19 protein-coding genes and 1 pseudogene are annotated in these 19,074 nt (G+C 60.6%); 7 read left to right on the forward strand and 13 right to left on the reverse strand.

Annotated features, from left to right (window positions below; genetic code table 11):
* Together AC0L2P_RS24640 and AC0L2P_RS24645 are read left to right on the forward strand one after the other, a co-directional pair.
* Positions 1-104, forward strand: a pseudogene (locus AC0L2P_RS24640) (IS110 family transposase); the annotation flags it as partial.
* Between the two features lie 102 nt (positions 105-206).
* Positions 207-854, forward strand: a complete 648-nt coding sequence (locus AC0L2P_RS24645; RefSeq protein ID WP_473504839.1) for a helix-turn-helix domain-containing protein — start codon at positions 207-209, stop codon at positions 852-854.
* A 24-nt stretch (positions 855-878) separates the two neighbouring features.
* Here the strand turns inward: AC0L2P_RS24645 and AC0L2P_RS24650 are convergent, their stop codons facing one another.
* The 3 genes from AC0L2P_RS24650 to dctP form a co-directional block, all read right to left on the reverse strand.
* Positions 879-2,249, reverse strand: a complete 1,371-nt coding sequence (locus tag AC0L2P_RS24650; protein ID WP_473504841.1) for a TRAP transporter large permease — start codon at positions 2,247-2,249, stop codon at positions 879-881.
* The gene (locus AC0L2P_RS24655; RefSeq protein ID WP_473504843.1) at positions 2,250-3,353 is read right to left on the reverse strand and encodes a TRAP transporter small permease subunit; all 1,104 of its coding nucleotides are present in this window, start codon (positions 3,351-3,353) and stop codon (positions 2,250-2,252) included.
* A 68-nt stretch (positions 3,354-3,421) separates the two neighbouring features.
* The gene (gene dctP, locus AC0L2P_RS24660) at positions 3,422-4,540 is read right to left on the reverse strand and encodes a TRAP transporter substrate-binding protein DctP (RefSeq protein WP_473504844.1); all 1,119 of its coding nucleotides are present in this window, start codon (positions 4,538-4,540) and stop codon (positions 3,422-3,424) included.
* A gap of 791 nt (positions 4,541-5,331) precedes the next feature.
* Here dctP and AC0L2P_RS24665 point away from each other — a divergent pair.
* On the forward strand, positions 5,332-6,237 hold the full coding sequence (locus tag AC0L2P_RS24665) for a LysR family transcriptional regulator (RefSeq protein ID WP_473504846.1): 906 nt from the start codon (positions 5,332-5,334) through the stop codon (positions 6,235-6,237).
* On the opposite strand, the gene AC0L2P_RS24670 is transcribed toward AC0L2P_RS24665, so the two are convergent.
* From AC0L2P_RS24670 to AC0L2P_RS24715, 10 genes are all read right to left on the reverse strand, one after another.
* On the reverse strand, positions 6,221-6,925 hold the full coding sequence (locus tag AC0L2P_RS24670; protein ID WP_473504848.1) for a peroxiredoxin-like family protein: 705 nt from the start codon (positions 6,923-6,925) through the stop codon (positions 6,221-6,223). The two genes, AC0L2P_RS24665 and AC0L2P_RS24670, sit on opposite strands and share 17 nt — an antisense overlap.
* Before the next feature lie 141 nt (positions 6,926-7,066).
* Positions 7,067-8,413, reverse strand: a complete 1,347-nt coding sequence (locus tag AC0L2P_RS24675) for a dihydrolipoyl dehydrogenase family protein (RefSeq protein WP_473504850.1) — start codon at positions 8,411-8,413, stop codon at positions 7,067-7,069.
* 19 nt (positions 8,414-8,432) lie between these two features.
* Entirely contained in the window at positions 8,433-9,827 is a 1,395-nt protein-coding gene (locus AC0L2P_RS24680) for an NAD(P)/FAD-dependent oxidoreductase (protein WP_473504852.1), read from the reverse strand.
* 44 nt (positions 9,828-9,871) lie between these two features.
* Positions 9,872-11,029: a patatin-like phospholipase family protein gene (locus AC0L2P_RS24685; protein WP_473504854.1), complete on the reverse strand. Its 1,158-nt coding sequence runs from the start codon at positions 11,027-11,029 to the stop codon at positions 9,872-9,874.
* A gap of 23 nt (positions 11,030-11,052) precedes the next feature.
* Positions 11,053-11,835 (reverse strand): 3-hydroxybutyrate dehydrogenase, encoded by a 783-nt coding sequence (locus tag AC0L2P_RS24690; protein ID WP_473504856.1) that lies wholly within the window; start codon positions 11,833-11,835, stop codon positions 11,053-11,055.
* 219 nt (positions 11,836-12,054) lie between these two features.
* Positions 12,055-12,519, reverse strand: coding sequence for a DUF302 domain-containing protein (locus AC0L2P_RS24695; RefSeq protein ID WP_473504858.1), 465 nt, complete (start codon positions 12,517-12,519; stop codon positions 12,055-12,057).
* A 38-nt stretch (positions 12,520-12,557) separates the two neighbouring features.
* The gene (locus tag AC0L2P_RS24700; protein WP_473505055.1) at positions 12,558-13,760 is read right to left on the reverse strand and encodes an MFS transporter; all 1,203 of its coding nucleotides are present in this window, start codon (positions 13,758-13,760) and stop codon (positions 12,558-12,560) included.
* Positions 13,761-13,852: 92 nt separating this feature from the next.
* Entirely contained in the window at positions 13,853-14,353 is a 501-nt protein-coding gene (locus AC0L2P_RS24705) for a cupin domain-containing protein (RefSeq protein ID WP_473504860.1), read from the reverse strand.
* 192 nt (positions 14,354-14,545) lie between these two features.
* Positions 14,546-15,460 carry a LysR family transcriptional regulator gene (locus AC0L2P_RS24710; RefSeq protein ID WP_473504862.1) on the reverse strand — a complete coding sequence of 305 codons (915 nt, stop codon included), beginning with the start codon at positions 15,458-15,460 and terminating at the stop codon, positions 14,546-14,548.
* Positions 15,461-15,678: 218 nt separating this feature from the next.
* Positions 15,679-15,954: a hypothetical protein gene (locus AC0L2P_RS24715; protein ID WP_473504864.1), complete on the reverse strand. Its 276-nt coding sequence runs from the start codon at positions 15,952-15,954 to the stop codon at positions 15,679-15,681.
* A 573-nt stretch (positions 15,955-16,527) separates the two neighbouring features.
* Here AC0L2P_RS24715 and AC0L2P_RS24720 point away from each other — a divergent pair.
* From AC0L2P_RS24720 to AC0L2P_RS24735, 4 genes are all read left to right on the forward strand, one after another.
* Positions 16,528-17,205 carry a patatin-like phospholipase family protein gene (locus AC0L2P_RS24720; protein WP_473504866.1) on the forward strand — a complete coding sequence of 226 codons (678 nt, stop codon included), beginning with the start codon at positions 16,528-16,530 and terminating at the stop codon, positions 17,203-17,205.
* Between the two features lie 231 nt (positions 17,206-17,436).
* A complete protein-coding gene (locus AC0L2P_RS24725; RefSeq protein ID WP_379027338.1) occupies positions 17,437-17,706 on the forward strand; it encodes a BufA1 family periplasmic bufferin-type metallophore in 270 nt (89 codons plus the stop codon).
* Positions 17,707-17,749: 43 nt separating this feature from the next.
* Entirely contained in the window at positions 17,750-18,778 is a 1,029-nt protein-coding gene (gene bufB / locus AC0L2P_RS24730) for an MNIO family bufferin maturase (RefSeq protein ID WP_473504868.1), read from the forward strand.
* Entirely contained in the window at positions 18,765-19,058 is a 294-nt protein-coding gene (locus AC0L2P_RS24735) for an HvfC/BufC N-terminal domain-containing protein (RefSeq protein ID WP_473504870.1), read from the forward strand. Before bufB ends, AC0L2P_RS24735 begins: the two co-directional genes overlap by 14 nt.
* Positions 19,059-19,074 lie beyond the last annotated feature (16 nt).

The following is a 19,074-nucleotide window of genomic DNA, read 5'->3' on the forward strand; positions in this document are numbered from 1 at the left end:
GAAAACCCGCAAAGGTCGCCATCACCGCATTGATGCGAAAGCTCATCATCCTCGCAAACGCTCTCCTCAAGGCGCAGCGAAAATGGGCCCCTAAAACCCCTTGATCAAAACGGATACTTTAGGTAGTTTCCCGTAGGGACATAACCGAATTTCGCGACCTGCGGATTCGCGCGATTGCTGTGCTACGGATCAACCGGGAAACAGCCATGCACGCCCAATCGACCTCCAGAATTTCACTGCCGTCGCACCCCCTACAGTCGAGCCTGCCTGCGGCATTCCATCCGACACCGCTACAGCCGGTCAGCTTCTTTCCCTCCGGTTCGGAAATCTATGCGCAAGGTGAAAAGGCCGGAGCCTTCTATCAGGTCGAGTTTGGCGCCGTGCGTGTTTACCGCCTGCTTGCGGACGGTCGCAGGCAGATAAGCGCCTTCCATCTGGCTGGAGAAACATTCGGTTTCGAGGCCGACACCACCCATCATTTCTTCGCCGAAGCCATCAGCGCCACGGGTGTCCGCGTCTTCCGCTTTGCCACTGGTGCAGATCTCTCCCGCCAGCTGCTGCCGCTGGCTCTCAAGGGCCTGACGAGAGCGCAGGAACATCTCTTGGTTCTCGGCCGCCAAAATGCCATCGAACGTGTCGCCGCCTTCCTGGTCGACATGGGGGAGCGGCAGGGCGGGTTGCGGCAGATCGAACTGCCGATGTCGCGCATGGATATCGGCGATTATCTCGGCCTCACCATCGAGACCGTGTCGCGGGTTTTCACCCGGCTGAAGGACAAGGGTGTCATCCGCCTGCTCAATCTGCGCAGCATCGAGATCATCAAGCACGACGTGCTTCATGCGATGAGCGAGTGAGGCTACTTGGTCGACGCGATCTGACTAATTGGCCACGTAGACCATTTTGGGCAGCCACAGCGTGATGGCGGGAAAGACGATGCACAGAGCGACGCCGATCGCCTGCAGGCACAAAAACGGTACGGCGGACCGGAAGATCGTGGCCATGGTAATCTGAGGCGGGGCGACGCTCTTCAAGTAAAACAGCGAATAGCCGAAAGGCGGGCTAAGGAAGGCCATCTGCATGTTGACCATGAAGATGATGCCGTACCATAGCGGTACGTCTGCGGGGTCGACCCCGGGCAGGCCAAACAACCCATCGAACTCCAGGCCCTTCAATATCGGCAGGAAGATCGGCACCGTAAGAAGTAGGATGCCGACCCAATCGAGGAACATGCCGAGCACGAACAGGATCACCATCATCAGAACGAGCACTCCGTAGGCCGCCAGCCCCGTGCCGAGAATCGAATCAGCGACGAAGGTCTGGCCGCCCTTGAGAATGAAAAAGCCCACGAACATCGTGGCGCCAAAAAAGATCCACATCACCATGGCGGTCGCCTTCAACGTGGCGATCGCTGCATCGCGAATGGTGTCCCAATTAAGTTGCCGGTGGGCTGCGCACACTATTAAGGCGCCGAAGGTACCGATTCCCGCCGCTTCCACGGGTGTCGCGATGCCGAGGAAGATGACACCGAGGACGAGGATGATGAGCAGGATGGGTAGCATGGTGCGGCGCAACAGCTTGAGTTTTTCAACGAAGTTGACCCGCTCGTCCAGCGGCAGCGCCGGACCCAGCGCAGGGTTGACATAGCAGCGCAGCGTCACATAGGCGACGTACATGCCCGACAGCAGAAGCCCCGGGAAAACCGAACCGACCAGCAGCTCGCCTAGCGATTGCTGGGCCACAACCGCATAGACGATTGCCATGACGGAGGGCGGGATGAGGATGCCGAGCGTGCCGCCGGCGAGCAGAGAACCGCAGGCGAGTTTCGCGTCGTAGTTTCGCCTCAGCATCGCAGGCAGCGCGATCATGCCCATGGTCACCTCGGTCGCTCCGACGACACCAACCATGGCGGCAAGCAACGTGCACGAGATGACCGTGGCCGAAGCGAGGCCGCCTTTGAGACCACCAAGCCATTTGTAGACGACATCGAACAGCTCCTCGATGATGCCGGCCTTCTCCAGGATTGCCGCCATAAAGATGAACAGTGGCACGGCGGAAAGCTGGTAGTCCGTCATGAAGGGGAAGATTCTCGACGGCAGCATGTTCAGCATCGCCGAATTGCCGAACAGAAACAGGAAGAGCACGGCGAGGCTGCCAGTGCAGAACGCCATCGGCAAGCCGAGCAGCAGAAGTACGCCGAGCCCCCCGAACATGAGTACGCTCAGCCACAGGATGGGAAGCTCGAGCCCCATTTATTGGCCCCTTCCCGCCACGGTGGCGATATCGCGCAGGAGGCGGGACAGGCCCTGCAGAATCAGCAGGGCAGCGCCGATGGGCATGGTGAGTTTAACCGGCCAATACTGGATGCCCCACTCGGTGAAGGACCGCTCGCCAATGGCGATCGCGTCGCCGGCAAAACGCCAGCCAGTCACAAGCAAGGCGCCAGCAAAAAGAAAGAAGAAGAAGGAAGTGATGATGTCGCATACCGCGCGGCCGCGCGCCGAAAGCTGGCTATAGACAATGTCGACCCTGACATGCGTTTCGTCCCGATAGGCATACGCGCCGGCGAGCATATATTGCATGCCGAACATGAGGAACATGCTCTCGTGGACCCAATTGGTCGGTGAATTGAAAATATAGCGGGCGACCACCTCGTAATAGTAGGCGAAGACTGCGAGCACGGCCCAATACGCGACGAGTTCGCCCGTCACTCGCACAAGCCAGTCAACCGACCGAAAAAACGGCGCTGGCGGCTTGACCGCGCTGTGGGGCACGCCTGTCTCCAGTGGATGGACCATTAGCGGCGTAGGCGTGGTCTCGCGTTGTCGCCGCCGCCTCACAAGGCCTGGCAGTAGGAAGGCGTCGCCGAGAAGAAGAAGCCCAAGCAGGATGCCGGCGATGCGTGCGTATGCGTTCGCGCGACTGAGACCAGCGGTCGAGGCGGCGAAACGATCATGCGCTGGGGCCGCCTCGGCTTGAGCTCTGGCAAGACGCTGCGCTGCGCCGGTCTTGCTTGCGGCGAGGTCGGATTGGGCGCGCGCGAGCTGCCGTTCAGCGTGCTCGGCCTCGGAGCGGGCCAGCGACACGCTTTCGCGGGCAATGCGTATCTCTGCGCTGGTCCACAGGACCGCAAGGAAGAAGGGAATGAAGACCAGACCCCAAGCATTCTTGAGGTAAAAACGGTGCATCCCAAGAAAGCCGGCGGTGACCAAGAACAGGTAAGCCAGGAACAGGCCCGGTCGGCCGGCGTCGCGCCGCTTTTGCTCGCGAGACACCAGCCAGGCCGCAACCAGCGGGAACACCGCCAGCGTCGACCAGTAGAGCCAGTGCGGCATGACGAATGTCAGTGATGGCATGGACAACTGCCGGTGTTGAAGACCGAGCGAAAGGAAGCGCCCGCCCCTGGCTGGACGGGCGCCGATGTCTACTGGTTGATCGACAAGCCTTGATACATATCGGGCGTGACGTAGCCTACCGTTGGGTTTTCCATGACTTCCAGCTGCAGCTTGAAGATGCGGCCGGCGTCCTTGTCCTTGTTGGCCCATTCAAACCAGATCGGAACGGCAATCTCCTGGAACCTCTGCAAATCGTCCGCGCTAAGGCGATTGATCTCGGTGCCGGCATCGATGAATTTCTGCCAGGCTTCCATGTCGGCTTTCTGGATGGCGCCGAAATGGGTATTGGAATAGACTTGGACTTCGCCCTCGATGAACTGCTTGAGGTTGTCGGGAAGCTTGTTCCAGACGGCCATGTTGACCGCGAAATCCATCAGGTCGACGGGTTGGTACATTGACATCAGGCCGGGAGGGCCCATGGAAATGTACTTCGTCACCTGCTGGAAGCCGAGCGCCCAATTGACCGCTGGACCGGTATAGTCCGCGGCGTCGATAGTGCCCTTCTCCAATGCCGAGAAAACCTCGCCGCCGGGCAGCAGTGTCGTCTTGGCGCCGGCTTTGGCGAAGGTCTCGGCGATCATGCCGCCCGGAACGCGCAGCTTCAGATCCTTGAAATCATCAAAGGAGCGGATCGGCGTTTTCGAGTGGATGATGTTGGCCCCATGATGGATGCGGTTGACGTAGTAGAGGCCCTGCGCGGCGTAGATGTCGCGACAGACCTGCAATCCGCCCTTTGAATAGAAGAAGATGTCCCATTCATGCGGATAACGAAGGCCCATCGTATAGGAGCTCATGAAAGCGGTCGCCGGGAGCTTTCCCGCCCAGTACAGAGAGAACGAGTTCATGGCCTCCAGAACGCCGTTCTTGACCCCGTCGAAAAGCTCAAAGTCGCCGACGATGTCCTTAGCCTTGAACGGCTGGAGTTCGAGCTGCCCGTTCGTTTTCTCCTTGATCGTCGCGCACCATTTCTGGAACGTCTCCAGACCGACGCCAGCCGGCCACGACGTCTGTATCTTCCAGGTTATCGTCTCCGCCGCCTCCGCCTTGCGCACCCAGGGCGCTGCAATTGTAGCGGTCGCCGCACCGGCAACGAGACTACTGGTCTTTAAGAAATTCCGTCGTGTGGTGGGTAGCTCGTCCTTCTTCATCTTATTTCTCCTCCTTAGTTCGGCGGACTCCGAACTTCAGAACGTCCGTCGGACGCGACATTAAGGCACATGTAGGCCTCCAAGCCAATGTCGAATGAGCGCTGCGGCGCCAGACCCAGGCTGGCAAGATGGAGCTTTCATCGACGAGTTGAAGTCGAAAATGAATATAACTGCCCGCGTCCGTCAGAGGCGATAAGAATAGAGGAGTTCTTGGGATTCCACTCGGCGTGAATACGCTCACGGGAGACTTACCGAGGAACCGTTCGCTTCCCCGCTTTTGAACCGGGAAGACGAGACTGAGCAACAGCAGAGCCGGAATAGGTGGCCAATGTTGCGAGTCCGTTCTGCACGACGCCGATACCGATTTCTGGGGATGGAAATCTTTGGTCGGATAGGCAGGCTCGCGGTGAGGAGTTGTCTGCCATGAGCACACTGACCTACTGACTTGCGGGGGACCACCGCGGAAACTGGATGGTCGTCTTTGAGCCCGACGAATTGCATCTTTACGTTCGGGCATTTGGCACCGGCGATCAGAAGTGAACCGACCAACGGGATGAGCGTTGCCGACTTTCGCCCGGCGGCCGACAAGCCCCGCTCACAGGCAGGCGATCGAACGCCTGGTCGAATTGCTGCGGCGCGCCGCCGGCCTCGGGGCATAAGTTCCTCATTTTCCAAAGACCGTGTGCTTGCGCTGCAGCTGCGGTAAACGCTTTTACGGGATGCTTCCATTGCCTTGGTCTGCCAAAATGTCGTAATTCCAGGCGGTCATTTCGCTGAGGGGGCGAAAGTTCATGGAAATGCAGCAGGTCCGCTATTTTCTGGCCCTGTCCAGCACGCTGAACTTCACCAGGGCAGCTGAAGAGTGCAACGTCACGCAGCCCGCGCTGACCCGTGCGATCAAGACACTTGAAGACGAGTTGGGCGGTGAGCTCCTTCGGCGTGAGCGCCAGCATTCCCATCTGACCGAGCTTGGCCGGCGCATGTTGCCTTTGCTGCAGCAGTGCTACGATGCCGCCAACTCAGCGAAGTCGCTCGCCAGGGCTGTGCAAAGCAGCGACGTGGCTCCTCTCAACGTCACCGTTTCCAACAGCGTCAACATAGCGCTGCTGGTTTCGCCGTTTACAGAGCTTTTCCGGGCCTATCCGGGAGCCCACCTCAAGATCAACCGCGGCTCGCCGATGGCTGTCATCGATGCGCTGAAGAACGGCGAGGTCGAGCTGGCCATTGCTGGTCCGTTAGGTCAAGCCTGGGACCGGCTCGACGCTTGGCCGCTCTTCCAGGAAGGCATAGAGCTCGTCGTGAATTCCGATCATCCGCTTGCCCGCCGCAACGAGGCCGATGTCGCGCTGAGCCAGCTGGCTGCGGAACCTGTGCTCAGCCGGATCGATTGGGAAACGAACGAGGAGCTGTCGCGTTGTTTTTCCGCGAAGGGCCTGGCGCCGCGGACCGCGCATGAAGTCGAGACCGATCATGATCTGCTGGCGTTGCTGGAAGCCAACGCCGGAGTTGGCTTCGTCTCGATGACCGCGCCGCGCTCGCCGAATGTCCGGAGGCTCAAGCTCCGCGACCTGGACATCTCGCGCGTCGTCGCCGTCTATGCCGTCGCCGGCCGCCATCGTTCGCCGGTGGCGACGACGCTGCTCAACCTGTTGCGGTCGACCGACTGGTCGACCTTTGGCGTCAGCGAGCCCGCCTGAGCGCCGCGATCAGGTCGACTAAGTCCATGCGTCGGCGGTAGTCGGGATCGACGAAGCGATCGGTGATGATCCCATCTGTTCCAACGATGAAGGTCGCGGGGATCGGCAGGAACCAACTGCTGTTGCCCTGATAGCTCGGGAGGTCATAACCAACACCCATCAATCGCTCCATCTCAGCCCCGACCCAGATGGCAAGGTTGAGTGAGAGGGCGTAGCCGTTATCCATGTCGGTCAGGAATGGGAACCGGGCACCTACCATAGTCTTCATCGCCTTCGCAAATTTGCGTCGTTCGGGCATGATCACCGCGACTTGGCCACCCAGTGCGGCAATCTCCTCCTGCACCTCTACGATCCCGATCGCATTCAAGCGGCAATAAGGGCACCAGTGACCCCGCTGGAACGTTATTGCCGCCGGTCCCTGCTTCAGGAGGTCCGCCAATCCGATCAGTTTGCCGCCGTCGTCAGGCAGGAGGAAGGCTGGCATGAGATCGCCAGGTGCCGGCGCCATCGCCCCTGCCCCCTGCTCCTGCAAGCGTGCCACCAGGCGGTCGACCGCGTCGGCAAAATCGCTGTTGAGGCGGCGAACAGCCCTTGCGACCACCTCCAGCCGCTCGTTCAGCGGCGCGTCGAGTTCGACCGCAGCCTGCACGGACTGTTCAAGTGTCGTTATCTGGTCGTCGGCTGACATTTCTGCACTTTCATAGCTTGCACGCAGCCTATCATCGAAGGCACGCGGTCGTGGCCATACCTTTTTTGCATGGATTCGATAGCCTGCGTGCATCGAGCGCAAGCGTGGGTTCATATCTGTTCGCCGCCTCCGCTCAATCCGTTACATCATGTTCCTGATATCCGAGGAGAAGGTCGGGAACCCGTAGACCGTGTCGGACAGCTGCGATGCCGTGATGCCGTGTTTCATGGCAAGTGCGAAGATATGGATCAGCTCTTCGCCGGCATGGCCGACGATATGGGCGCCGACGATCCTGTCGGCGGTTTCCTCCACAATGATCTTCGACCACGCCACGGTCTCGGCGTAAGTCCTTGCGGACAGCCAGCCCTGCATGTCGTTCACGTGGACTTCAACGCCAAGACCATGCTCCTTCGCTTTGGCCTCTGTCAGGCCGACGCTGGCCAAGGCCGGGACAGTGTAGAGGGTCGCCGGTATCTGTCCATAGTCCGGCCGGTGTCTCGGCCCATCGACGATGTTTCGTCCGACGATGCCGCCCTCATAGGTCGCCACTGGCGAAAGCTGCGGAGAAGTCCACACCGCATCACCACAGACATAGACGTCCGGATTCGATCGTGAGTGCAGGTGATCGTCGATTTCGATATGGCCTTCGCGGTGCATGATGACGCCAGCGCCAAGATCGAGCCTCTCGACATTGGCCACGCGCCCGGCGCAATTCACAACCCTGTCCGCATCCACGGCGTGCTCGACGCCTTCAGCTACAAAGCTGACGCGCAATCGTCCGCCAGCTTTGTCGATCTTTTTGACCCAGGCCAGGGTGCGGACACGAATGCCTATGCGTTCGCTTTCGCGACGGATCTGAGCGACGGCGTCGGCGTCGAGTGTTCCCAGCAGATATGGCAGTGCCTCGAGGATCGTCACCTCGACGCCGGCACGCGCATAGACGTGGCCGAGTTCGAAGGCAATGACGCCGCCGCCGACGAACACGACCGCGCGCGGCAGCACCGGATCGCTCAGGACATCGTCGGAAATGATCATATGCTCGGCGCCCGGAATTGGCAGCGCACGCGGCTTCGACCCGGTTGCAATAACGATGTTCCTGGCTTCGAGTTCGCGGTCGTCGACGCTGACGGCATTGCGGGCGATGAACGCGGCCTCGCCGACGATGACATCGACGCCGCGTTTGGCCATCAATCCGGACAGGCGGGACGGGATATCCCTGATCATATCCTGTTCGCGGTCGATCAGAGCCCGCCAGTCGAGCCTCGGCATATCGACCGTGATGCCGTGCCGGCCGGCTCGTTCGATCTCATGGAGCGTATGTGTCGCCGCGACGAGGACCTTCTTCGGGGTGCAGCCGCGATTGGGGCAGGTGCCGCCGAGGTCGCGAGCCTCTATCATGGCCACCGACAGTCCGGCGGCGCGCGTGGCCACGGTCACGGCCATCCCGGCGTTGCCGCCGCCGAGGATCACGACGTCATATTTTTCCACCGTCTTGCTCTCCTCGGATTCAATGCAGTTTAACTCGCGGTTTGGTGTGGTTCGCCAGGATCCCGGCGATCGTGTCCAGCGCGGTCTTCAAGGTGCCGTTGACCGTCTTGAGATGCATCTTGTGGAGCGAGCGATACATCAGTCGGGCAAGCGGCCCTTCGATCTTCAGTCCGCCAATCAAAGCGCCAAACGAGCCGTAGTCGGCGAGCGAAACAAGGGAGCCGTAGTCGCGGTAACGGAATGCCGGCGCGGCCTGTCCCTTGAGGCGCGCGGCGACCACCTTGACCAGATGATCAGCCTGTTGATGGGCTGTCTGGGCGCGCGGCGGCAGGGGATTGTCCTCTCCGGGCAAGACGCAGCTCGCGCAGTCGCCGATCGCAAACACGTTCTCGTCCCCTCTGGCTTGCAATGTCGCATTCACGACGAGTCGATTGATGTGATCGGTCTCGAGGCCATCGAGATTTTTCAGGAAATCGGGCGCCTTGATCCCAGCGGACCAGACGACGAGTTCGGCCGGCACGAACAGCTTTTCGCCAAGCCGGATGCCGTCTTCCATCACTTCGGTGACCTTGGTCCCGCACCGTATCTGGACGCCTAGATCAATCAGCAGGCGGGCTGGAGCGCGTGCGAGGTGTTCCGGCAAACCCGGCAGTATACGCGGCCCCGCCTCGACGATAGTGATGCGGATCAGCCTTTCGAAATCGATGTTGTCGAGGTTGTGCGACGCGATTTCCCGCATTGACTTGTGCAGTTCGGCAGCCAACTCGACGCCGGTGGCTCCGGCGCCAACGATGACGCAATGGAGCTGTCCCGGCGAAAGCTGGTCGTATTGCGCATTGGCGCGCAAGCATGCGTCGATCATGCGCTTGTTGAACCGGACCGCCTGATCGGCCGTATCGAGCACGATGGCATAACGGGCCGCCCCTGGCGTGTCGAAATCGTTGCTGACGCTGCCGACGGCAAGCACCAGCGTGTCGTAGCCCAGCACACGTGGCGGGATGATCTGCCTGCCATCGTCATCGAAACTGGGGGCCACAAAAACCTGGCGCTTGGCCCGGTCGATTCCGACGACTTCGCCGATGCGATATCGGTAATGGTGGCGACTGGCGTGGGCGATGTATTCGACCGCATTGTTCAATGTGCTCAGTGCGCCCGAAGCGACCTCATGCAGAAGCGGCTTCCAGACATGGGTGCGATTGCGGTCGACAAGCGTAATGGAAAGACGCCGTTTGCCGAATTTGCGACCGAGGCGTGTTGCCAGTTCGAGTCCGCCCGCACCGCCACCGACGATGACCACGCGATGGAGGGAGCTATCGGCATGGGATGGTGTCTCCGGTATCGTGCGAAAAAGCGCGGCATCGTTGGCGAGCACGGCCTCTGGAACCAGTCGCATTCCCCGAGTGATGATTTTCATTGGTATTCTCCGTCAGTTTCCTCGGTCACGCCGCGCTCGAAAAATCACTCTTGCGATTCGTGGATCACGATGCCTTGCAGCATGTCGACCTCGCATTCCCACGGCTTCTCCGAGAGAACGCGCATTCCATGCTCGTATCCTGCCTGCCAGCGCGTGCGGATGCCTGCGCGGGTGAAGTCGATGTCTTTGGTGTGGTCCTCGCCGTCGAGGCGCGGTGAAAGCAGCCGAACCAGGTGCATGACCGAGGGGCAGCCGTAGGACGCGAGTTCCCTGAACATCGGATCCTCGCGCCGTTCCTCGGGGACGAGCTTTCCCATTTCGCGCACGATATGCCGCAAGCGATGCAGTTGCTCCTGCCGGGCTACGTGGCTCCGGCCTCGGCTGGCGTATTGAAGGTCCTTTTGCCGCCCCATGACCTGCCAGATCGATTTCGGCTCGGTAGCGCGCGGCTGCCACATGTTGACCGCGAAAATCAGCGCATCGCGCCGTGGACGCGCGTCCAGCACGACCTCGATAGGCGTGTTCGAATAGATGCCGCCGTCCCAATAGGGCTCGCCGTCGATGCAAACCGCCGGAAATGCTGGGGGCAAGGCGCCCGATGCCATGATGTGTGCCGGCGACAGCGTTATCTCGCGGCTGTCGAAATACTTGAGTTCGCTGGTGTTGACGTTCACCGCGCCGACTGTCAGCCGCGTGTGGCGCCGATTGAGATAATCGAAGTCGATCAGATTGCTCAGAGTCATTTTGAGCGGATCGGTGGTGTAATAGGATGCATTCTCCACACCCACTTCGCGATTCATCCCGAACATGGCGCTTGGGTTCGGTTCGAAGAACCCCGGTATGCCGCGCATCACCGTGCCCATATTGGCAAAGATGTTGCTTGGAACCATTATCCGGAAAAACTCGTCGAGCGGGCTGCTTCGGCTGACGCCATCCCAGAACTCGCGCAGCCTCGGCAGGCGGTCTTGTGGTTCGTTTCCGGCAATCAATGCCGCGTTGATGGCGCCGATCGAGGTGCCGATGACCCAATCCGGTTCAATCCCGCCTTCGACGAGCGCCTGGTAGACGCCGGCCTGATAGGCGCCGAGCGCTCCGCCGCCCTGGAGCACCAACACGGTCTGGCGCTGCGTGGAACCATCGGCCACACGGCCGGCCTCCGGAACAGGTTCTGACGCCGAAGGATTTCGGGTGATCTTGTTCATCATCTTTCGCTCCTCGTTGAGATTTAATGAGCCGTCCAGCCGCCTTCGATCGGCATGATCGCACCGGTGATCGAGGCCGCGTCATCCGAAGCCAGGAACAGGCAGAGCGCCGCAACCTGGGCAACGGTTACGAACTGCTTGGTCGGCTGGGCGGCCAGAAGCACGTCCTTGATCACCTGTTCTTCGGTGATCCCGCGGGCCTTGGCCGTGTCCGGTATCTGCCTCTCGACCAGCGGGGTGAGCACGTATCCGGGGCAAACCGCATTGACGGTGATGCCCTGTTCGGCGACTTCCAGCGCGACCGTCTTGGTCAAGCCGGCGACCCCATGCTTGGCGGCGACATAGGCGGATTTGTATGGCGAGGCGACAAGCGCGTGGGCCGACGCAACGTTGATGATGCGGCCCCATTTGCGCTCCTTCATCGCCTGCAGGGCGCGGCGGATCGTATAGAACGACGACATCAGATCGATCGCCACGACCGCCTCCCATTTCTCGATCGGGAAATCGTCGATCGGCGCGACATGCTGAATGCCGGCATTGTTGACGAGGATGTCGACGGCGCTGAACTCGGCGATCGCCTTGTCCATCATAGCGGTAATCGCGCTGCCCTTGCTCATATCCGCATTGTCGTAGCGAACCCTGACCCCATGGTCCGCGGCAAGCTTTGACCGCAGCAACTCTATCTCATCAGCGTTGCCGAAGCCGTTCAGAACGATGTTGCAGCCCTTGGCCGCGAAGGCTTCGGCAATGCCTTGGCCGATGCCGCTGGTCGAGCCTGTGATGAGTGCGGTCTTTCCTCTGAGCATCGTCGTTTCCTTCGGTTGGAGCCGCGGCTGGAATGACCGGCAAGCGGCTGCGGAGAGCGGGCTTCAGCGCCCAGGTCTTGAGTTCTGGAGCAAGTATGGCGAACCGCTCGAAGCAGCGGAAATGCCGTTGAGACATGGATTCGATAGACGACGGTCAGATCATAAGCTCGGCGTCGGCAGCGCATGCCCGGGCTGCGGATTTCCGGCACATGTCCGCGATCAGTTCTTTTTGATTGTCGAGGTCACGGACTGGATGACTTCGGTCGCCATCTTGAACTGGGCCTCGCGGTCGGCAATGCCATGCCGTTTGGCGATCCAGCCGAAATCGCTGTAGGCGGCGTAAACCGCGCCATCCGCGGTCTGGTAAACCAGCACACGCACTGGCCAGTCGAGACCGGCTTCAGGATTGGACGTGATGAAGGTCGTGCCAAGCGCCGGGTTGCCGAACATCACCAGCCGCGACGGCCTGACATCGTTGCCGGCATTGTTGCCAAGCCTTGCCTGGTCAATGACGCCGAAGAACTTGATACCCTTCTTGAGGACATCCTTCTTGATGCGGGCGACGGTCTCGGCGACGGAATAGTCACTCTTCACCGTGACGACGCCGTCCGAAGCGGCAGCCGGGACGACGATCGCCACAATCATGGTGGCGCCGGCAAGCAAGGATTTCAGGTAAGTGGTCACGTCAGTCTCCTTTGTTGGATGGTCAAAATCTTGGGAAGTTAAGTCGTTGGCGTTTGAAGCACGCGCGCGACCATGATCGCGCCGGCTAGGACCGTGACGAGCACGGCCACGCATGCGGTCCAGCCGATCCGATCATAGATCTGTCCAATGACGAAGCTGCCGGCGAGCCCGCCTGCATAGTAGCAAGCAAGATAGATGCCGCTTGCGGCGGCGCGGTCGCGCGAGGCTGTCCGGCTGACGTGCCCCGTGGCTATTGCCTGCGCCAGGAAGGTGCCGATCGCGACCAACGCCATCCCGGCTAGAACGGTCGGAAGGCTGGTCGTGAGCAACAGCAGCAGACCCAGGATCGCCAGCGCGAGCGTCGCGCCGATGCCTATCCTTGGGCCGAGACCCGCGGCGACACGGCCAGCGAGCGGCGTGGTCAGCATCGAGGGCAGGAAGACGAAATACACCAGCCCCAGTGCCATCGGCGACAGCGACAGCGGCGCGGCGACCAGCTGGAAGTTCACATAGGTGAACGTGCCGATAAAGACGAAGAGGATCAGGAAGCCGATTGCGAAACAGGCGCACAGCTCGGTGTTTTGCAGCGAGCCCTTCCAGGCAGCGCGGGCAGGTCCGCCCGTCGAATCGGCACGCATCATTGCCGATGTCTTCTGCAGTGTGAACCAGACAAGAGCGGAGCCAAGTAGGTTGAGGGCGGCGAACGTCAGGAAGTTGGTGGAGATGCCGAACGTGTCGGCAACGGCGGCCGACATCAGGCGCCCGAAGAAGTTGCTGGCAACATTGCCGGTCACATAGGCCGCAAGCGCACTCGTCGTTTGCCGCGCGGAAAAATGCTCGGCCAGGTAGGCCATCGTCAGCGTGAAAGCGGTCGCCATGCACAAGCCCTGAGCGACACGCAGCAAGGCAAAGACGACGATGCTGTCTGTTTGTGATAGCAGCGTAGTTGGTATCGCCAGCACCGCAAGGCTGATCCAGATGCCGTTGCGGCGATCGAGGTTGGTGCCAAAAAGTGCCACCCCAATGCCGGCCACAGCCATGCCGAAAGTGCTGGCATTGACGGCAAAGCCCATTGTCGCGCGGCTGACGCCGAACTTTATCACCAGCGAGGGCAAGATAGCCTGGGTGGCGAAGAGATCGACAAGTGTCAGGAAGGCGATCACCGCGATGATGCCGAAGCGCCAGCTGTCCGCGGCAGCCATTCGGAGCCACGTCGAGGAGGTCTGTTCCGCGGTTGTCATCATGGCCAGGCTCCTTGGTTCACGTCCCCAGGCAATCACCTGAGGACGCACTTTGAGTTGCTGATGGTAGAAAGTGCCGCCGCGAGGCGAGCTCACATCGTGTGATCGTCATTGGCTGCCGGCGGCAGGATGTCGGCCGAATAAAGCACCGCCGGCACTTTGCCATTGTTCTTCCACCAATGTGCGAGCTGGCCGAATTCGGCGGTGACGTCACCAGCTGGATGCTCTATCCCCACCTTGCAGGTGCTGCTGTATTCGGTGATTGAGCCCTCGACGATGAGTATGTTGGCCGGACGAACCGTGTGTTCATGCCAGGGCACGACGCCGCCCGGCTGAACGACGAGTTTGCGCAGACGCAGCATGTTGCCTTTCCAGGCCTGCCCCTTCGGGCTGAGCTCGATAGCCGAGAGGACATCGTCAGTAACGCCTACCGGCTTGCTGGGATGCTCCTGCATGTCCATGGTCGCGGCCTGACCGGCTGGGCAGTCTCCTGCAAAAGCCGGTGCGACGGAAAACGCCGCGGTTGCGGAAAGAAGCCCGAGCGCTAACGCCACGTTAAGTGGCGCGCAGAATGCGATTGCCTTTGAAGCCATGTCTTGTTTCTCCTTTGTCAGTGCCCAAGCGCGGGAGGCGGGGCATGGCAAGGAGATTGAAGAGATCAGGGACGAAAGAGAAATGCTGCCTGGCTCTCAATTCGATACCTGAAAATTATAGTAATCCAGTCGTGCCGACATATTGGAGACGCCAGAAGCGTGTCGGGAGAATGGAAACTCTTTGACTATGCTTCAGGCCGCTGTCTTGCGGAGTTCCAGCGGTATGGCACTTTCTGGCCAGCCATGCGCCTTGACACTATTTACGAAGGCCGAGGCCGCGGGCGAGAAGCGACGTCCCGCAACCACCACAAGGCATACCTCCCGCCAAACCTGAGGGTCAATCACAGGTCGGACCTGCAGGCCCGGGATTACCGCGCTGAATTCCGGGATGAAGCAGATACCAAGCCCTCCGGAAACCATGTTCTGGATCCAGTCCTCGCGCTCGCTGGCGTAGGAGATCCTGAGCTTCACGCCGCGATCGTTGCATAGACCCGCAAGATGATCGCGATATTCGCAGTTAAGACGCCTGAGATAATTTTCACCGTCGAGTTCGGAGATGGCGACATTATCATTGCGGGCTAGCCGATGGCCATTTGGAAAAGCGAGAACAAAGCGTTCGCGATAAAGTGGCGTGACATCGAATCTGTCCGGAAAGCTGTCGCTCGATGCCATGATGGCGACGTCGATCTCACCCGACTCGAGCAGTTGGGAGAGCGATGCCGGCACGCCCTCGACGAGTTGCAGCTGGATGCCCTGCTGGCGTCGGTTGAACTCGGTCAGCAGGCCGGTGAAGCGGCGCGGACCGATCGTGCACATGACGCCGACCTTGAGGTTGGCGTTTTCCAGGCACAAAAACCTCGAAGCCTCCTGCCGCACTCCGGTCAGCTCGTCGAGGATCTGCTGGAACCGGGGGCGCAGCAGCACGCCCAGATCGGTCAGGTGGGTCAGGTTTCGTTCGCGGCGAAACAACAGGCCGCCGACCTCGTCCTCAAGCTGCTGGATAGCACGCGACAGCGCCGGCTGGGTGACATTGCATTTTTCGCCGGCGCGCGTGAAGTTTCGCGTCTCGCAGACGGCAAGAAAATATCGAATGTGATGGATATCCATACCGATTGCTCCGGACTGCGTTGGTCCTATGCTCATCCGGACCCTGCCGCAAAACGGCATTCTCATGCCAATGCACCGCCGCTATAAAGTTCATAGCGTGCCGTCATGGTCAGGCGGACCCGCCACCGCGAGGCTTTGTAGGGCTGACGTAGAATGATGATGGCGAGCAACTTGCTCGCCATCACGTTCGTCTCCAAACTAGAAGGCCAGGGCAACGTTCAGCTGTTGCCGCCGAGTTGATGGACTTTCACGCAAAACTCGGCATGCGGCTTGCTCATCGCCGCGTCGTTGCATTCCTTCTTCATGGCGTCCCGCTTGTCCTGCGACATTGCGTTCCAGGCCGCTTTGAACTCGGCATCCGGCTTCATCGTCTTCATGCTGGCGTCGGTAAAAAAGGGCTGCATGTTCGACGGCTCGTCGAGCGCACCGGCGAACGCAACGCCGCTGAGAACCGAAAGTGCAAAAGCGCCGAGCCAGATAGCTTTGATATTCATGATATGATCCTTTTCTGAGGTTGAGGAGTCGTCCCAATGATCGGCAGGAATTTAAAGACTCTTCGGGTTCTTCGTTGCCGAGATTGACTTTGCTGCAATCGGTTTCCAACTTACCAACGCCATCTGCCTATGGAGTTTATGCCTGTTCTGCATTCCGTGGATGCTTGGTGGCACCACCGCTAATTGGCGGCGCCCAAAGCAAGGACGTTGGCGCAGAATGCGGCATGGGGCTTACTCATTGCCGGATCGTTGCACGCGGATCTATGCCTGCCTTGCAAACCCTCCGCCGCGCAGGCGATCGCACCCAATGCAATCTGCCTATGGAGTCCATGCCACCTTGGCATTTCGCCAACAGGAGATGATGCGGCAGTCTTTCCATCGACGCCTCACCTGGCGTTTTGGGATGGAGACTGAAACATGCGTATCCAGACCGGAACCGAAATCGACCAAACCGTCATTGCAAGACCTGCAGTGGAAGAGCGGCAGCCCGTCGACATTGTCCTGGCAAGCGACGCACACGGCGCCTTTGTCTGGGGTGTCCTCGACCGCTTGCTGGACGAGCCCGGCCTTTCCTTGGGCAACATCACCGCTTCCGGCTTCGGCGCGATGGAAGCCGCGGTCCTGGCCTACGGCCTGGCCCTGGGCGGCCGGCGTGGCGCACGGACGGCGCTCACCAACTTCTGGCGACGCATCAGTCATGCAACGAATTCGCTGAGATCGGTGCTGGAACAGTCGATCGATATTGCGGAGATCCGCAAGGAAAGCTGCCCGGTGAGGCTCAGCATCCTGGCTTCGAATGCCCGCACCGATACGGTGAAGACTTTCACCAGCGAACAATTGTCGATCGACGCGATCCTGGCGGCGGCCACTGTCCCCTTCCTCTTCCCGGCCGTCGTGATCGACGGCGACCCCTATTGGGGCGATGGCGACGTTTCGGCTTTGCCGCTCGTCCAGCCGTTTGAAACCGGCCATCGGGTGATTGTCACCGGCAACCCCGCATTGTTCATGACGCCTTGTGCGGATCGCCGTCTCGCCGCCATTCCTTGTGCGCTGACGTGCACGCCAATTCACACCATCTTCGACAGCCAGCATCGGGCCGCCTCGGCGCTGTTCGCAACGCCATGGACCGACTGGGGTGAGTTGACCGACATGCGCGACAGAGGCCGGGAACGAGCCGACGGCTGGCTTCTGGCGGATCATCTCTTTCAAGAGGAACGCCCGACCGCCAACAGCAAAACCCGATACGTCTAGGCGCCTACCTCCCGCCTAGCCGCGCCTGCTTCGCCCCGCAAACGAGCGCAGGCGCCGAGCCCTCCGGTTCCCCGCCGGAGGGCTTTTTGCGTCTGGATCCGTCAACATAGTGACTGCGTATCAAATCCATGCCGAGACAGCATTTCAGCTCGGCCGCCGGATCGGGGACACTGCTTGCAGACAGGCCGCAAGGTCAGTCTTTCCCTCGAAACGCAACCAGGAGACACGACCGTGATCAACACCAAGACCCTCATCGGATCGGCCCTCGCGGCCGCCACTTCGCTGGCCGCGACGGCGGCCTACAGCGGCCCGGCCGCCCAGCCCAACTTCTCGTTCGAGAAGTGCTACGGCGTCGTTAAGGCCGGCCAGAACGATTGTCAGACCGCGACGCATTCCTGCGCCGGCACCTCCACCGCCGACAACCAGCCGGATTCCTGGCTCTACGTGCCTGCCGGCAGCTGCGCCAAGATTACCGGCGGCAGCGACAAGTCGAAAGCCTGACCGACCCAGACTTCGAGCCAACCCCTTGGAAAGGAACAGACCGATGTCCCGTGCATTTCAGCGCCTCACCATCCCGGCATCCGCGGGCATCGGTCTTCGCTCTCCTCACATAAGTGAAATGCTGACCCGCAGACCCTCCGCTGGCTGGCTCGAAGTGCATGCCGAGAACTACATGGGAGACGGCGCCGGCGTCGAGGCGCTGGAACGGCTGCGCCAGATCTATCCGCTGTCGGTACATGGCGTTGGCCTGTCTCTCGGCAGTGCACGAGGATTGGACCGCGATCATCTGGACCGGCTGCGCAAGGTCTGCGAGCGATTCGAGCCGGATCTCGTCTCGGAGCATCTCGCCTGGAGCGTAGCCGACGGCGCCTATCTCAACGACCTGCTGCCGCTGCGCTACGATGAAGAGGCTCTGGCGATCGTTGCGCGCAATGTCGATACTGTCCAGGACACGCTGAAGCGCCGTGTGCTCATAGAAAATCTGTCCGCCTATGTCGCTTTTGCGGACTCCTCGATGACCGAGGCAGAATTCCTGGCCGCGCTCGTCGGCCGGACCGGCTGCGGCCTGCTTTTGGATGTCAACAACGTCCACGTCTCGGCGCACAATCTTCAATACGACGCAAAAGCATTCATCGACATGCTGCCGGCCGAGGCCATCGGCGAGATCCATCTTGCCGGGCACGCGACCAATCAGGTTGGGACCGACACGGTGCTTATCGACGATCATGGCTCACGCGTACCGCCGGTCGTCTGGACGCTCTACCACTATGCGATAAGCCGGCTCGGTCCCCGCCCGACACTGATCGAATGGGACACGGATGTCCCTGTTCTGGATGTGCTGCTTGGCGAAGCCATGTGGGCCGACATGCTGTGCGCGTCGATCATGTTCAATCACGAGCAAACCGCGAGACAAGCCGTGGCTGCCAAACCCCGTCCGCCGGCCAATCTCCTCCCCTTCGAAAGCGTCAGGACCAGCATGCCCGTGCTTGCTGCATTTGCTGCCGCAAAGGCTGGATCGGCCGTTCCTGCCACGATGCCGCCAATCGAGGGAGGCTACCATGCTGCCGCTTGAACATCTGCAGACCACCATGGCGCGCTCGGTTCTCGCGCTTGAGCCGTTCTCCATCACGAAAGCGCTAACGGCCGGCAAAGCCGATCCGTCGGCCCGCCTGCGTATCTACCAAAACAATACGCGCAGTTCGCTTACCGCGGTGCTGATGGCGGTGTTTCCGGTGACGGTTCGCCTTGTCGACGAACGCTTCTTCCGTTTCGTGGCGAGCGAGTTCATCCGAGGGCACCCGCCGGTCGAGTCGCGGCTGGCGCGCTACGTGCCGGTTTCCCGCGCTTCCTGAAGACGATCGATACGCT

It is taken from the genome of Mesorhizobium sp. WSM4836 (assembly GCF_055811815.1).

Bases quoted from the DNA above. Each gene is read 5' to 3' on its own strand.
- AC0L2P_RS24645 (WP_473504839.1), top strand. From the start codon at position 207: ATGCACGCCCAATCGACCTCCAGAATTTCACTGCCGTCGCACCCCCTA.
- AC0L2P_RS24705 (WP_473504860.1), bottom strand. From the start codon at position 14,353: ATGGCTTCAAAGGCAATCGCATTCTGCGCGCCACTTAACGTGGCGTTA.
- AC0L2P_RS24650 (WP_473504841.1), bottom strand. From the start codon at position 2,249: ATGGGGCTCGAGCTTCCCATCCTGTGGCTGAGCGTACTCATGTTCGGG.
- AC0L2P_RS24735 (WP_473504870.1), top strand. From the start codon at position 18,765: ATGCTGCCGCTTGAACATCTGCAGACCACCATGGCGCGCTCGGTTCTC.
- dctP (WP_473504844.1), bottom strand. From the start codon at position 4,540: ATGAAGAAGGACGAGCTACCCACCACACGACGGAATTTCTTAAAGACC.
- AC0L2P_RS24670 (WP_473504848.1), bottom strand. From the start codon at position 6,925: ATGTCAGCCGACGACCAGATAACGACACTTGAACAGTCCGTGCAGGCT.
- AC0L2P_RS24690 (WP_473504856.1), bottom strand. From the start codon at position 11,835: ATGCTCAGAGGAAAGACCGCACTCATCACAGGCTCGACCAGCGGCATC.
- AC0L2P_RS24700 (WP_473505055.1), bottom strand. From the start codon at position 13,760: ATGACAACCGCGGAACAGACCTCCTCGACGTGGCTCCGAATGGCTGCC.
- AC0L2P_RS24655 (WP_473504843.1), bottom strand. From the start codon at position 3,353: ATGCCATCACTGACATTCGTCATGCCGCACTGGCTCTACTGGTCGACG.
- AC0L2P_RS24685 (WP_473504854.1), bottom strand. From the start codon at position 11,029: ATGAACAAGATCACCCGAAATCCTTCGGCGTCAGAACCTGTTCCGGAG.
- bufB (WP_473504868.1), top strand. From the start codon at position 17,750: ATGTCCCGTGCATTTCAGCGCCTCACCATCCCGGCATCCGCGGGCATC.
- AC0L2P_RS24665 (WP_473504846.1), top strand. From the start codon at position 5,332: ATGGAAATGCAGCAGGTCCGCTATTTTCTGGCCCTGTCCAGCACGCTG.
- AC0L2P_RS24710 (WP_473504862.1), bottom strand. From the start codon at position 15,460: ATGGATATCCATCACATTCGATATTTTCTTGCCGTCTGCGAGACGCGA.
- AC0L2P_RS24715 (WP_473504864.1), bottom strand. From the start codon at position 15,954: ATGAATATCAAAGCTATCTGGCTCGGCGCTTTTGCACTTTCGGTTCTC.
- AC0L2P_RS24680 (WP_473504852.1), bottom strand. From the start codon at position 9,827: ATGAAAATCATCACTCGGGGAATGCGACTGGTTCCAGAGGCCGTGCTC.